This window comes from Priestia endophytica, assembly GCF_026790145.1.
GTDB classification, from domain to species: Bacteria; Bacillota; Bacilli; order Bacillales; family Bacillaceae_H; genus Bacillus_I; species Bacillus_I endophytica_A.
This window is the reverse complement of the sequence record NZ_JALAMS010000019.1, coordinates 1-13,830: the sequence shown is the minus strand read 5'-3', so window position 1 is coordinate 13,830 and position 13,830 is coordinate 1. Positions and strand designations below refer to the sequence as shown.

At 34.3% G+C, this 13,830-nt stretch carries 13 protein-coding genes and 3 pseudogenes; 7 read left to right on the top strand and 9 right to left on the bottom strand.

The window, feature by feature from the left end:
• The first annotated feature begins 205 nt into the window (after positions 1–205).
• Complete coding sequence (locus MOC86_RS16265) at positions 206–658, top strand: helix-turn-helix domain-containing protein (RefSeq protein WP_268585107.1); 453 nt, start codon at positions 206–208, stop codon at positions 656–658.
• Between the two features lie 508 nt (positions 659–1,166).
• Here MOC86_RS16265 and MOC86_RS16260 read toward each other — a convergent pair.
• Together MOC86_RS16260 and MOC86_RS16255 are read right to left on the bottom strand one after the other, a co-directional pair.
• Positions 1,167–1,442, bottom strand: coding sequence for a hypothetical protein (locus tag MOC86_RS16260; RefSeq protein WP_268585106.1), 276 nt, complete (start codon positions 1,440–1,442; stop codon positions 1,167–1,169).
• A gap of 457 nt (positions 1,443–1,899) precedes the next feature.
• A pseudogene (locus MOC86_RS16255) lies at positions 1,900–2,219 on the bottom strand (MarR family winged helix-turn-helix transcriptional regulator); the annotation flags it as partial.
• A 383-nt stretch (positions 2,220–2,602) separates the two neighbouring features.
• Here MOC86_RS16255 and MOC86_RS16250 point away from each other — a divergent pair.
• Positions 2,603–3,529, top strand: a complete 927-nt coding sequence (locus tag MOC86_RS16250; protein WP_268585105.1) for a magnesium transporter CorA family protein — start codon at positions 2,603–2,605, stop codon at positions 3,527–3,529.
• Between the two features lie 319 nt (positions 3,530–3,848).
• Here MOC86_RS16250 and MOC86_RS16245 read toward each other — a convergent pair whose 3' ends face one another.
• Positions 3,849–4,412, bottom strand: a complete 564-nt coding sequence (locus MOC86_RS16245; RefSeq protein ID WP_268585104.1) for a hypothetical protein — start codon at positions 4,410–4,412, stop codon at positions 3,849–3,851.
• Positions 4,413–4,720: 308 nt separating this feature from the next.
• Between MOC86_RS16245 and MOC86_RS16240 the strand changes: the two genes are divergently transcribed.
• From MOC86_RS16240 to MOC86_RS16225, 4 genes are all read left to right on the top strand, one after another.
• Complete coding sequence (locus tag MOC86_RS16240; protein ID WP_268585103.1) at positions 4,721–4,924, top strand: hypothetical protein; 204 nt, start codon at positions 4,721–4,723, stop codon at positions 4,922–4,924.
• A gap of 30 nt (positions 4,925–4,954) precedes the next feature.
• Positions 4,955–5,377: a plasmid stabilization protein gene (locus tag MOC86_RS16235; RefSeq protein ID WP_268585102.1), complete on the top strand. Its 423-nt coding sequence runs from the start codon at positions 4,955–4,957 to the stop codon at positions 5,375–5,377.
• Between the two features lie 41 nt (positions 5,378–5,418).
• On the top strand, positions 5,419–6,000 hold the full coding sequence (locus MOC86_RS16230) for a DUF4256 domain-containing protein (RefSeq protein ID WP_268585101.1): 582 nt from the start codon (positions 5,419–5,421) through the stop codon (positions 5,998–6,000).
• Between the two features lie 504 nt (positions 6,001–6,504).
• Positions 6,505–7,908 carry a glutamate decarboxylase gene (locus tag MOC86_RS16225; RefSeq protein WP_268585100.1) on the top strand — a complete coding sequence of 468 codons (1,404 nt, stop codon included), beginning with the start codon at positions 6,505–6,507 and terminating at the stop codon, positions 7,906–7,908.
• 107 nt (positions 7,909–8,015) lie between these two features.
• Here the strand turns inward: MOC86_RS16225 and MOC86_RS16220 are convergent, their stop codons facing one another.
• The 3 genes from MOC86_RS16220 to MOC86_RS16210 all read right to left on the bottom strand — a co-directional run bounded on the left by MOC86_RS16220 (position 8,016) and on the right by MOC86_RS16210 (position 9,784).
• Positions 8,016–8,303, bottom strand: a complete 288-nt coding sequence (locus MOC86_RS16220; protein WP_268585099.1) for a hypothetical protein — start codon at positions 8,301–8,303, stop codon at positions 8,016–8,018.
• Positions 8,304–8,783: 480 nt separating this feature from the next.
• Positions 8,784–9,227, bottom strand: coding sequence for a DeoR family transcriptional regulator (locus MOC86_RS16215; RefSeq protein ID WP_268585098.1), 444 nt, complete (start codon positions 9,225–9,227; stop codon positions 8,784–8,786).
• A 245-nt stretch (positions 9,228–9,472) separates the two neighbouring features.
• Positions 9,473–9,784 (bottom strand): DUF4870 domain-containing protein, encoded by a 312-nt coding sequence (locus tag MOC86_RS16210; protein ID WP_268585097.1) that lies wholly within the window; start codon positions 9,782–9,784, stop codon positions 9,473–9,475.
• Between the two features lie 632 nt (positions 9,785–10,416).
• Between MOC86_RS16210 and MOC86_RS16205 the strand changes: the two genes are divergently transcribed.
• Positions 10,417–11,103, top strand: a complete 687-nt coding sequence (locus tag MOC86_RS16205) for a diphthine--ammonia ligase (protein WP_268585096.1) — start codon at positions 10,417–10,419, stop codon at positions 11,101–11,103.
• Positions 11,104–11,667: 564 nt separating this feature from the next.
• On the opposite strand, the pseudogene MOC86_RS16200 reads toward MOC86_RS16205, so the two are convergent.
• The 3 genes and pseudogenes from MOC86_RS16200 to MOC86_RS16190 all read right to left on the bottom strand — a co-directional run.
• Positions 11,668–12,474, bottom strand: a pseudogene (locus MOC86_RS16200) (peptidoglycan-N-acetylglucosamine deacetylase); the annotation flags it as partial.
• 163 nt (positions 12,475–12,637) lie between these two features.
• Positions 12,638–13,558, bottom strand: a complete 921-nt coding sequence (locus MOC86_RS16195) for a group II intron reverse transcriptase/maturase (RefSeq protein WP_268585095.1) — start codon at positions 13,556–13,558, stop codon at positions 12,638–12,640.
• Positions 13,559–13,601: 43 nt separating this feature from the next.
• A pseudogene (locus MOC86_RS16190) lies at positions 13,602–13,830 on the bottom strand (group II intron reverse transcriptase/maturase); the annotation flags it as partial.

Below are 13,830 nucleotides of genomic sequence, written 5' to 3'. Positions count from 1 at the left end.
ATGCCCCCTGCTTACCCGACTGAATAAAACATTATATTGTCTAATCAAATTAATATTAAACATAATGACCTTATAAAATGGGGAGTAACCCAAGATTTATAGGTGGCAACCATGGGTTGCGGGGGATAGCAACGATTATTATCTTTACTTTCAGCACTAGAATTAACAATAATGGACTATATATTACGAAAAGGTGATTACGTATATGATTTTTGGTCAGAGATTAAAAAAAGAGAGAATAAATAAGGGATGGTCTCAAGAAGAATTAGCTCAAAAACTTTTTGTCAGTCGTCAATCTGTCTCTAAGTGGGAAAATGGTCAGAACTATCCCAGTATCGAAATTATTATTAAAATAAGTGATCTTTTTAAGGTAACCATTGATGAATTATTAAGGAGTGATGAGGAATTGACAGAGAAAGTCATTAAAGATAGCAAGCAATTGGCGTATCCGAAGCTAAAATTTATGTTTGATGTATTATTTTTAATAGGTGTAATCTTTTGGGTAATTAAAATGGTGATCATTATTCTAAATAAATTTACTGCTTTAGATTTCACTTTTTATAATGGATGGTTTTTATGGAATTTTGGAGTTTTAATTTTAACAGTTGGTGCAGCGATTGGTTCTAGTATTGTAAAAGAAAAATATAAAGAGGATTAGAACAGTGGATGCCTTTGTAAGAAAAATGAGTTATCGGTAAAAGTATATGATTGCAATGTAACTATCAAAAAAGACATTACTCGTATCCAGTAATGTCTTTTTATTAACTTCTATGTTTGTTTAGGCTTTTGTAATAAATCTTTATCTAATACTTGGATAGAAAAAATATCTCATTTTGGGATACCTAACTGCTTCGCTTATCAGCGCTACTTTGATATAAAAGACCATATGAAATAGAAAATAAACCGGTAAAGGCGATTAACACTGTAACTAATTGTGATTGTGTAGCAACATATAAAAGGATGGAAAGAATAAGTAATATCCATCCAAGTATATGGATAACGAATGTATTCATTATCTTCACCTCTTCTTTTTACTTTATAGCTATTGCTTATAGTCATATGAAACTGTAATAATTACAAAAAAAGTGTAGCTTTGAAGTAAAGTTTGATTTATCCCCGTTCTATAACCTTGAATCTAAACAATAAAAAAGCCAATTCCTCTTAAGCTAAGCAGGGCATCGTCTTTTTTGCTGTTTAAAGAAATGCTTCATCTGTTCTCCATCAGATGGTGCCTCTTTTCCTTCTAAAACAATAAGAATATTCCGGTATTTCAGGGTTAAAATAAAGGAAACAAGTTTTGGCAAATGATTAATTTCGCATGTCCGTCCATTTGCAATTAGATAGATTTTACTTTCAATTGTTTGACATAGCTGGTAAAGCTCTAAAGTTTTCCTCAATGTAAATGTTGGAAGGTGGATCTTATAAGATATAATATGTTTCATTTTCTCATTTCTCCTTTCATAAATCGTCCTATTCTAATAATCTAATCCAATTATAAAGGATTTTGTAAGCGCTATCAACAATATAAATCTAAAATTGATAATAAAATACGTTTTTTCCTCTTTTGCTATCTATTAATTTATATCAATACTATCCAAAATAACTTATTAAAATTAACCTTTTTATATACTTGCGAAGAGTCCTACATTCTTTTTGATAGATTAAAATTTACTTGTTAATCTTTTAAATTTGCTAAGTAATAAACCTAGGAAGATAAAAACACTATATTCATACATATGATTGGGTTATAGTGAAATCATTTCAACTTTGGCGGAGCTAAAAGAAATAGGTCAGAAGGAGAAAAAAGCTATAGTGGAGGCTAAGGTTATTGTAGTTTTATTACCAGTACTCAATAGTTTACAAGCTCTTTTACCATTATTGCTGATATGTGATTAGCTCCTATGGTTTTTTAATTTTGCTAAGTAAATGTAAAAGCTGTTTTTTTTCCTTGTAATTCAAGTTGGAAAATTGTGATGCCTGAAAATGTTCTTGCTTTGGGACAATTTCATAAAAAACTCTTTTTCTTCCTTAGTCAATGAAAGATATTTTGTTTTCCATTCCTGTTCCCGTTTAATCAATCCCACCTCTTCCATTTTACTTAACAGTTGAGTAATGTTGCCTTTTGTAACAAAAAGCTTGTTTGCTAGTTCTTGTTAAGTCAAACGTTCATAGGAACCTACTTGAACTAAAATATCGAATTGGGCTGACGATAGCTTCCATATGGGCTCAATATAACACATCCTAAACAATTTAATGAAGCATTGCTATCCTTTTTGAATGACTAATTCTAAATGAATCTTTTTAATAGATGGAAGAGGGAGAATATAGGGGGTACTACATTTAGTGCCTCCTTTTCAATTCCCCCTAATTTTCGTATCAAATTAAGGGGGAAATCTATGTATCATAAAAATGTTTTTGATATTATAAAGGCTTCTCCCAAATTATAAATTACTCCACTCTGATTAATATACTTTTCAAGGAAGAATAGATGACTTAAGCTTGAATCTAGAATTTATGCTAGGAAAATGAACAGGGTTTACATTCTATTAAATTGGATAATAAACACTAAAGGATTATTCAATGATAGAAAGAGGTGTTAAATTTGGATTATCCTCTTAATAAAAATGAAGAATGGTTAGAATTTGATTTCCAAGATAAAAAAGAGATATCAGAAATAGCTAACAACATACCGGAAGGTGAAGATTGGCTAAAAGAAATAAATGAGTCTAATAAGAATAATTTAAAAATAGCTATCACTCCAGATTATCTCCATGTGAGAAGTTCATTAATTTATCATCAAAATTCCCAAAAAGAGAATGAGTATAAAGTGTTTCACTTTTATACTTGTAAAGATTTTTTTATTACGGTTGGCCTCGAGATGAACGAATCGAAACAAAAAAATCAAATGTTACATCGTATGCAGTTATCAAGGAATGGGGTAGAGAATTTTTGTATATTATTGAGTGAGATTACTAATCGTTTTTTAATAAGAATAGATGATTTCGAAGTCCGATTGAAAAACATTGTTGGGAAGTTGCAAAGAAATAATAATAAAAATAAATTAGATCAAATTTTTCGATATCGTCAGGAATTGATTACGTCAAAAAGTTTACTTATCCTAATGGAAGAATTAATTAACGCGATTGAAGAAACATTCCTTAATCAGGTGGTAAAAACTTTAGAATTTAATAGGGCGAGATTACGTATTAAAAGGGCAATGACGTTAGTTCAACATTATCAAGGAGAAATGGAGACGTTACTCCATTTAGAAGAAGCGATTTCTTCTTATAGGGGGAACGAAATTATGAAAACACTAACAGTTATTACAACTATTTTTACGCCAGTGATGGCCCTAGGAGCCCTTTGGGGAATGAATTTTAAACATATGCCAGAACTTGAATGGAAATTTGGATATTTAGGTTCTCTTATTTTGATTTTTGTTAGTACTATCGCTATTTACTTTTATTTGAGATTTAGAGGTTGGACTGGCGGGATCTTAAAGGAAAGAAAGAAAAAATCCCTATTTTGATAAATATGAAAGAAGGAAAACAGATACTATTAACCCTATCTGTCTTTGGTTTACCTCAATGCTAATGGTAGGGGTATCACCAGAAAATTAAAATAGCCTTATCTTAAAATGTCATTATTCAAGTCAAGAATAAACTGGCGGACAGGGTAGTCTACTAGCACTCTATGTTTTAAAATTGATAAAAAGATATAAACAATGAAAACCAAGCGTTAAAAGAGGCCTGAATTCTACAATGAGTGGGGGATTTACCCATAAAACAAAAGATAAATGTAAAATTCAGACCTGTCATCATATATTTAATGTCCTTCTAAAGTAGACCTTAAGGGTACCATAAGAGTTTGGTATCACTATCTAATGGTTGGGTTTTAATTTCAGTGCTTAAGTTGTTAAACCATTTACTTGAAATTTCTTCTTTTGCTAGATTTGCATGGTCATCATCTTCCCAAATTACATGGGAAAACCAAGCTCCAGTTGCCCATTCAAATTGTAGCTCAGCAAATGCAATCTTCGGGTGTTCAACTTGTGCGAAGTTCCCATTTATCGATGAAGCGACAGTAGATGCTTGCGGTAATAATTCATTTTCAATCTCTTCTTTTATAAAAGTATCTTCAAGTTGATTCCACATAACTAAACGGCCATCTATTTGATAAAAAACATCAAAAGAGGGTTGTTCCCCCATATTTACTAAGACAAAAGCACGGTCAACGGAGTTGTTAGTCACTTTAACCACATTTATGATAATATTTTGTGCCGTTTCCACCCAGAGATTCATTGCTTCTTCTTCTGGTGACTCTAAATAAAACTCAGATTTAAGTTCAGAAGCAGCAGCTTCCCTTTTATTCACATCTTCTACTTTCTTAAAAAAACGTTTAAAAAATCCCATTACATGCACAGCCCCCAATTCTATTAATAAAAAGGAATACAATTTTATTTAGATGTTCTCTTGGCTTCTTGAAATGACAATATGTCCTAATTGATTGACTTTCCTTACAATTCCTGTACTTTTCAATTCAAGAACACTTATTTCCCTTTAATTTCTTTATTGTAGCAAATATGGAAGGGGATTGATAATATAGTAATTTAATAAAAAAAGATAACCCCTTTGTTCTGTTGTTTTTTGGATATTAGCTCTATCCAATTGTATATAAAGGTATATATACTAGACATATAGAAAGAGAAGGAGGGAGAACGATGGCTCATAAAATTAGTGTAACTGGCTGTCCGACGAGCTTAATTCAAGACTATGGCAAGTACTTGACTTTTGATATGGAGGAAAAGGGAAGTCCGAATGCTCCAAAGGGCGTTCCTTTTCAGAGTAATGCAATTACCTATACCGTTGTTCTGAGTCAAAAACAATTTAAGAAATTAAACATAAACCAGGAGGGATTTTCTTAACAGCGTTTCCTTGTTCAAGGAGAGCCTTGTTTGGATATTCCGTTTGAGCAATGTGCAGGAGAGATAGGCGTCATCTGTATGCAGATACAAGAAATCAGGGACAAAGAGAAGAAACAAACAAAACAAACTCCTAAAAGGGGTTCAAGGGCTAAAAAACAAGAGGAAAGTCAACCTCAAGAAGAAAGTAAACAAGAGCAAGAGAAAAAGCCTCTCCTTGTTCCAAAGGGGACGAGAGACTGGATGTCCTTAGAGGAAATTAAGGTTCCAGAAACCTTTCTTCAATTTACACCAGGAATAGCAAAACAAAAGGCGGTAGAAGAAAGTATTGAGAAGAATGGAACTGTAGATAAACCGATTATCATTGATCCAGATACACACGAACTTTTAGATAGTTATAGTCGCTATTTTGTAGCCAAGAAAAAGAATTTAGATCGTGTTCCTGTACATTATTAAAAGTAAGCTATTATGATTAAAAACCATAAGGGGGAACTAATATGACAAAGGGAAATAAAATCAGTGATAAAAAGGAGTTGCCACAAGAACAAAGTGCAGAATTACTCAGAGTATTGAAAGCCCGTTTTGAGAAAAACATGAACCGTCATAAAGATATTGAATGGGCTAAAGTCCAAGCAAAGCTGGATGAGAATACTGAAAAACTTTGGTCTCTCAATGAAATGGAAAGCACTGACGGTGAACCAGATGTTGTGGATTATAATAAAGAGAAGGATGAATACATTTTTTGTGACTGTTCAGCAGAAACTCCTAAAGGCCGTAGAAGTGTTTGTTACGACCGTGAAGCGCTAGAGTCAAGAAAAAAACATAAGCCTGAAAATAATGCAATTGATATGGCAACTGCTATGGGCATAGAACTTTTGACTGAAGAACAATATCGAGCGTTGCAGAAACTTGAAAATTTCGATATGAAAACATCGAGTTGGGTGCAAACACCTATTGATATTAGAGAGCTCGGCGGTGCACTTTTTTGCGATCGTCGCTACGGTCACGTCTTCGTGTATCACAATGGAGCAGAATCCTACTATGCCGCCAGAGGTTTTCGTGGCTCGTTAAGGGTCTAAATTTTTTCCAGACAGCTAAATTCGAGAAACGGATCAACTAGAGAAAAGTTTTATCTCCATTCTTTAATTATTGGGAGCGATTATAGAGTACTAGAGTATTGTTGATACCCAAATAAATAGTTAGGAAAAAGTCCAGTAGATATTAATATCTACTGGACTTTTATTTCTTATAGCAAAGATTATGTTAACTAAACCTTTATATAGTATTCCTACATAAGAGTGGACATTTAACTAAAGGGGATTCCAAGCCCTAAATGTTTAATCGCTGATAAAGAAAGGAAGAATGTTACTGAGCGAACTTATCTAATAATCTTGATCTGTTGATCGCCATGTACGTCCGTCGTGATGCTTCAGTGAATTTATTATTTAGGAGAGAAACCCAATTTACTGTCAGCTTGATTAGGGATTGGACACTTAAAAGGTTTAGATTTTTTTTACAACATGCTAGTATATTAGCGCTAAAATGAATAGTCGTGTTAATTACGTTGGAGGAGATGATACCGTATGCCAAAATGGCACCCGCATCGCGAACAAATGAAATTACCTAAAGAATTTTCTGTTAATCCTTTGTATTCTCGTGAAGGAGAAGAAACTATCCCACGCCTGCGTATTCGCAACCAAGGCATGTTACCGGAAACGGCATATCAAATTATCCATGATGAAATTACCCTAGATGGGAGTGCTCGCCTCAATTTAGCTACATTCGTTACCACATGGATGGAGCCTGCCGCAGAGCGTTTATATGCTCAATCTTTTGATAAGAATATGATTGACAAAGATGAGTATCCGCAGACAGCAGCAATTGAGGAACGTTGTATACGTATTTTAGCAGATCTTTGGAATTCACCTCACCCAGATACTACGATGGGCGTTTCAACGACAGGTTCATCTGAAGCATGCATGCTTGGTGGACTTGCGTTAAAGCGACGTTGGCAAAAAGCACGAAAGAGCCAAGGTCTATCGACTGAACGTCCAAACATTGTGTTTAGTTCGGCTGTCCAAGTTGTTTGGGAGAAATTCGCAAATTATTGGGATGTGGAAGCACGTTATGTGAATATTAGTCCAGAGCATCCATACCTGGATCCGCAAGGGGTGCTCGATGCTGTAGACGAAAATACGATTGCTGTGGTGCCGATCCTCGGTGTAACTTATACCGGTCTTTATGAGCCGATCTCTGCCATTGCGAAAGCTTTGGATAATTTACAGGAAAAGACAGGTCTAGATATTCCCATTCATGTGGATGCTGCTTCAGGAGGATTTATTGCACCGTTTCTTCAACCAGATCTAGTCTGGGATTTTCGATTACCACGGGTAAAGTCCATCAATGTTTCGGGACATAAATATGGATTAGTCTATCCTGGACTCGGGTGGGTAATATGGAGGGAAAAAGAAGATCTACCCGAGGATCTTATCTTCAAAGTGTCGTATTTGGGAGGGAACATGCCGACCTTTGCTTTGAATTTCTCACGACCTGGTGCACAAGTACTCCTGCAATATTATAATTTTCTGCGTCTAGGAAAAGATGGATATTATGAGGTGCAAAAGAGCTCTCAAGAAACAGCGTGTTTTCTGAGTAAGGAGATCCAAGACATGGAACCATTTGAAGTGATTTCTGATGGTTCAGCAATTCCGGTATTGGCTTGGCAATTGAAAGATGAATACACATCAAAATGGACGCTTTATGACTTGTCTCGGCAATTACGTACGTATGGATGGCAAGTACCAGCTTATCCGTTACCTGCAGACATGGAAGAGGTAACCATTATGCGAGTTGTAGTTCGAAATGGATTTTCTAGGGATCTTGCTCATTTATTCTTGGTAAATCTTAAGCAAGCCGTTGAATATTTGAATTCTTTGGAGGGACCTATACGGAGGGATCCAGAAGACGATAAGGGTTTTCACCACTAGAGTGTAGTTGTTTTTATCCTTAGAAGTACTCCTAAAGATAAAAAATCATAAAGAAATATAGTAACGAGAGCACAGGGAGAGCCTGCATCAAAAGAATGCAGGCTTTTTTATATGCTACTGTCTATAACACTCATTATGTTAAACAAATTTCCTACAATCTGTTCATTAGGATTTCCCCATTTTTTAGTTACTTGTTTAACAGAGAAATCATTAAGTGGAAAAGGAATATCCTTAACTTTTCCTTCCTTAAATAAAGAGATGATCTCCTTATCTAATATGATGGGGTCAGATTCTTCTTTATAAACCTTGTTTGTTTTTTGAGTATTTGATTGCATAAAGCCAACACCTACTATACAAATCAATACTAAGATTAGAAGAAAACTTATCTTTTTCATACCATGGTTCCCTCCTTATTTGTCTGCTTATTAAGAAGGATCTCTTATTAACTGTAGAAAGAACTATCCAGGCAGCCTGAACGACCATAAGTAATGTATACAGCTATAAAAACCAAAATTATACAAATCACTAAGTAATCAACATGAAATATTTAAGATTTTCTATGTAAAAAGAATTGTAAGGGTCCGGCAAAGATTAAATAAGGAAGAAAAATGAGTGAAGCACAAATTGAGTACTATCAAGCTGTAGATCCAAGTATAAATCAATATTAAGATTTAACATAACCTTAAAAATAATAAACGGCCCATCAAAATATACATAAGCACAAAAGAGAGCAAGTTCGTTAGATCTGAACGAACTTGCTCTCCTTACTTTCTGACAGTGGTGTTATTTTAAAGTTTTTCCCCTCAATAAGTCCTGAAATGGTCTACTTTGATTAACGAATCCACATTTTGATACGTATCTATGCCTCTTTTTCCTTAATGCAGAGCATATACTTTAACAGTAAAGTTGGAGTTTGTTCCTGATGGATTTGCAATATAGAATGAACGATCGGTTTGTACATCGGTAGTGTTGCCACTATAAACATTAGACCAAATTGTTGGGTCAGTTCCTCCTGAAACATCTTTCATGACATTAAAATGCGTACCAGAATTGCCCCCTTCTACTACAAATTTTAATGCGTAAGTGCCTGCTGGTAGATTTTCAACGCTAAAGTTTCCACTAGACCGATTTTTCTGTCCTTCCTGAGGAGTTGATAATGAGGTAACAGCTGCTATTTGTGTCTCAGCTGCTTGTACCTTAATGGAATTTTCAGTCCCCACAGTGCTAGTTTTTATTGCTGCTGGTTCTGCTGCTGAAACTTGTCCAGAAACCCCTGCTAATGATAACATTGCGACTGTACCAACGACTAGCTTTTTCATTCTTTACCATCCTTTCTTTTACTTAAATTCCCATAAATGCGGATTCACTGGCATGTACCCTATTCATTAGGCAAGTAAACCCCTTTTATTATATTTTCACTTTTTTATCCAAAAAAATTTTAAGAAGTAAATATAACCTTCGCATCAAAACCGTTATAAATCAGCTTCTTCTTTAAGATAAGTGGAAAGAGGGAGTCTTAAAATAGTTTGAGTAAGCTTGTGCTTACACACTCTATGTCCCCCTTTTAATGATCTGTTAATACTTTTATTCCTTTGACTATATTCCAAAAGAAGAGATATACTCCAGTAATAATAAAAATAACATAAGTGACTGCAAACCCAATTCTTATTTGATCCCATCCACTAATTCCTCTCCATCCAGATCCAGCAAGACCGACCACTAAAATAATATAGGGAAACAAATGTAGCCATAATGACTTTTTTGCATGAACTTTTACATCCTTAGAAGCCATAAAATACACAATTAACGGGAATAAAAATGGTGCGGAAAATATACTAAAATAACATAATGATGATAAAATATTATTTCCTTTCATATGTTTCAATCCTCCTCTTCTTAAGATATATGGTACGCTCTATAATAAAACTTCTTGATAGTTTCATCTATTAGCCTCTACAAATATGACTATACGATACTAACCTTACATTATTTTAATCTTAATCTTACATAAACCTTAAAAGTTAGTGATTTTCGTTGTCTCTCTAATTATTATTGAAAGGGAAGACCTAAAAGGAACTAGTCAATATGTAATCTAATAGCTTGTAAATTTAGTCTTTATTTTGCTTACTCTTTATAATTTGTTTTGCGAAAAAACAAGCATTTATGAAGAAAATAGTAGTGCGATTCAAAGTTTAGAAGAACGGTACCATAAAGCATGGTTTTTAATATTAGCTTCTTTCATCTCTTGTGCAGTTGTAATCCCTTTATTTCTCCCCTCGGTTATAGGGTGCAATAAATTAAGAAAAGCAGTTCTCAAGAATTGCGCCCTAAACTTTCCTTTTTTCCATCATTAAATTTTAAGTTTCTTGGCTCAAAGTGCAATAATACTTATCTATAAGGTCCAATGGTGATAAAATCAAACAAATGGAGCCATGAAACCTTATATATGAAATTGGCTAATAACAAACATCGTAAAAAAAGTCATTAGAATAAAGGAGAAAGATATGAATGGCAGAATTAATTGATTGGAAAAATAGTGCTCGTGGGCATAAATTTATAGCTTCTTTTAGTGGAGGGAAGGATAGTGTTTTAGCTCTATATAAAGCAGTAAAGGTTGGAGAAGCGATTGGACTGATCGTCATGCTTGAGGAAGAAGGGAAACGTTCCAGATCTCATGGAATGCCTCCGGAACTTATACGTGCCCAAGCTAAATCTATAGGCTTGCCCGTATATACTGCAGCTGCAAGTTGGACAGATTATGAAAAAGTATTTATGCACCTTTTAGAAAAAGCTAAAAATCAAGGAGCAGAAGTTTTAGTAACTGGGGACTTAGATATGCCTGCTCATGGCTGTTGGCATGAAAAGGTAACGAAGAATGCCGGATTAAAGCTTGGAATGCCTTTATGGGAAATGAATCATCATAAAGCTGTCAAAGAGTTCATAAATCTAGGATTTGTAACAATCATTGTAACTGTTAATTTATCATTGGGAATGCGAGAGGACGATTTAGGGAGAATGCTAACCCATGAATACGTGGAGGAGCTTGAAGCTCGTGGTATTGACCCTTGTGGAGAAGGTGGAGAATTCCATACCACAGTAATAGATGGGCCCATTTTTAAACATCCTATTTCAGTTCGTAAATGTGAAATTATTAAGGACGGAGAATATGCTTTTTTGCCTTTGGAGCTAGATTGACTGATGGATATGGGTACCTTATAAGGTGCAAAATGGATGCACTTTCAACATTACGCAGTTATCTTAACTTCGGAGTGAGAAGTATTGCAACATCAATGATTCTCACTTCATTTACATGTATTCAATTTAAATATTAGTTTGCAAAATTATGATTATGTTTTGATGTCTTGTTCAGGTAGTGCACTTGTTAGGTTAAATACATTTATTCGCAACCTCCTCTCTGTTTTAACATTTTTAAAAAGTACCGAAAATGATGGTTTTTGAGTCGGTTCAGGGATAAGCGACTTTTCTCTATTAATTTCTTTTTATTTGACGTAATTTCTCATAATTAATTATCATAAATTTAAAAGTAAAAAAGAGCATACTAAGTAAATCTGCTCTTTTTCTTTTGCACTAAAAACTTTTCAGTACGATAACGATATCCTTTAATTGATATATTACTTGTATAAAAAATATCCTTCCATTTTTTAGAGTAATAGTATCAGTATGTCCAAGGTTTAGAGATGAATTAAAATTACCTTGAAGTTTTTGCACCAGAACCTTAATTATTCATCTTTCCTTTGAAGTAGAAAACATTTCTGGAAGAATTACAAATCTTGTTCCTTTAGATTGAAGTTGAGGAATGATTAGATCAAGAGCTTTCACAGAACCCTCTAATTTCGCTCCAGATGGCGCAGAATGTTGTAAGATTATCCTTCCAGGAAAAGCATTAGCAAATACTTTTTCAGTAATAGCCTCTGCACTGATTCCTTTCCAGTCTAATGTATCTATATTCCATTGAATAATCATAAATCTTTGCTCATTAGCCCATTTCAGATGCTCTTCATTGATAAAGCCATAAGGGGGACGGATGAATTTTGGAAAATATCCAATTAAATTTTGGAGCATTTCTCCTGTTTTTTGAATTTGATGATGATATTCTTCATTGCTTACCTTTACGAAATTGGGATGATCATACGAATGATTCCCGACTATATGTCCCTCTGCTGCTATTCTTTTTACAACATTAGGATACCTCTCAACATTTTCGCCTAATAAGAAAAAAGTAGCTTTAACATTATATTTTTTTAATTTATCTAATATGAGAGGAGTATGCACCAAATCTGGACCATCATCAAATGTGAGAGCAACTTCAGCTTTATTATACGGACCCGAAAATGCATAGGCATACTTCTCTACCCATGAAAAAGGTGTCCATGATCCTCTCACATTCTCTTTTAAGTAGGGAGTTGGGGTGAAGTTTCTAGAAAAAGAATGTATTTTATTCGTTTTAATGGAAGGATGGAATGTATTCCAACTTTGTGGGTAATGTGGTGCAGGGATTCTATACTGTGGATAATAATAAGAATATCCTTGAAAAGGGACTGGCATTCGTAGTCTATCTAGGGGATTAAAATAATTCATCATTGAAATACCTCCTAAGTTTACTATGTAGGATAAGCACCCAGCGCCTTGACATATTACTATGTTAGGTCTCCAAGTACTCTCCTCCAAACCGTACGTACACCTCTCGGTGTATACGGCTTTCCACTTGTCAATCTAGTTTCCCATTGTGAAGGGCGACATGGCAATCTTTACAGAGTGCAATTGTTTTTCTTTTTCTTGCAATCATAAAGTATTCCCACATTTTCTTGCCCTTTAGATCTTTTAATTTACGAACATGATGCATTTCTAGCTCCTTTTCTTCTTTACCACAATATTCACATTTGGTAGCTTGCAATCTATTTATAAGACTCGTAGTTCCACCAAACCTTAGTGTGTTAGGGAGTTCATCCATGTTCTTAACGCTTGTCAATCTCTTCACCTTTTTGAACCCCTTGTTATAGAAGTACATTACCTTTTGACCTTTCTTGGTTTCGTACTTGACACATAAGTCTCCATTTATACTGTATTTTGTGAAAGTTTTAGGTACTGATGTTTGATATTTACTACCTAATGTTTTCACAAAACTAAATTTCATAAAGTGATAGAATTTATGAAGGTTAGATACATTGTGTGCAAGTTTGTAATAATTGTATAATCCACGTATTTCTGCGTTATAAACGCTGAGGATTTCTACATCATCAAGGTCTTTTAAGTATGTTCTATGCCAAGACTTCCACTTTCCATCTAAAGTTATTTTTAGTGCACTATATTCCATTAGCTTCTTAATCCATATCTCTTTAGGCATATGAAGTTTACAGAGATAATTCATAGTTCGTTTTGTGTGTCCATTTTTGTCGGTACCTATGTGTGTACTTCTGGTAACTGTGATGTCGTATCCTAAAAATCTAGCCTTTTTTGAACTGTTTGTGATGCGTGTTTTCTCTTGAGATAAGTCTAGCTTTAGCTTACTTGTTAAGAACTCTTTTATGTCTTCTTTTATAGTTAAGCAATCTTGTTTGCTACCAATAACTCCGATTAAGAAATCATCAGCGTACCTGGTATACCGAAGTCTTTTGAAATTTTCATCCATTGGTTCTGTACATTGCGTATTTAAGGCTTTATTTCGTAATTCTTTATATACCTTTGGCTTTTTCGTCCACTGTAAGACTGTCCCAGCTTTCCTTCATGGCTTTTCTCATTCTGTACATTTTAGTTTCGAGGTACCTTAGTTCTTTAGTTTTAGCTCTCGCTTTCCCTTTATTGAACTTCTTTATATACTTTTCCATATAAACATCTAGTTCGTTTAGATATATGTTGGACAGAATAGGGCTAATGATTCCCCCTTGGAGACCTCCGAAAAAA

Bases quoted from the DNA above. Each gene is read 5' to 3' on its own strand.
- MOC86_RS16205 (WP_268585096.1), top strand. From the start codon at position 10,417: ATGGCAGAATTAATTGATTGGAAAAATAGTGCTCGTGGGCATAAATTT.
- MOC86_RS16230 (WP_268585101.1), top strand. From the start codon at position 5,419: ATGACAAAGGGAAATAAAATCAGTGATAAAAAGGAGTTGCCACAAGAA.
- MOC86_RS16260 (WP_268585106.1), bottom strand. From the start codon at position 1,442: ATGAAACATATTATATCTTATAAGATCCACCTTCCAACATTTACATTG.
- MOC86_RS16210 (WP_268585097.1), bottom strand. From the start codon at position 9,784: ATGAAAGGAAATAATATTTTATCATCATTATGTTATTTTAGTATATTT.
- MOC86_RS16265 (WP_268585107.1), top strand. From the start codon at position 206: ATGATTTTTGGTCAGAGATTAAAAAAAGAGAGAATAAATAAGGGATGG.
- MOC86_RS16220 (WP_268585099.1), bottom strand. From the start codon at position 8,303: ATGAAAAAGATAAGTTTTCTTCTAATCTTAGTATTGATTTGTATAGTA.
- MOC86_RS16215 (WP_268585098.1), bottom strand. From the start codon at position 9,227: ATGAAAAAGCTAGTCGTTGGTACAGTCGCAATGTTATCATTAGCAGGG.
- MOC86_RS16225 (WP_268585100.1), top strand. From the start codon at position 6,505: ATGCCAAAATGGCACCCGCATCGCGAACAAATGAAATTACCTAAAGAA.
- MOC86_RS16245 (WP_268585104.1), bottom strand. From the start codon at position 4,412: ATGGGATTTTTTAAACGTTTTTTTAAGAAAGTAGAAGATGTGAATAAA.
- MOC86_RS16195 (WP_268585095.1), bottom strand. From the start codon at position 13,558: ATGGATGAAAATTTCAAAAGACTTCGGTATACCAGGTACGCTGATGAT.
- MOC86_RS16240 (WP_268585103.1), top strand. From the start codon at position 4,721: ATGGCTCATAAAATTAGTGTAACTGGCTGTCCGACGAGCTTAATTCAA.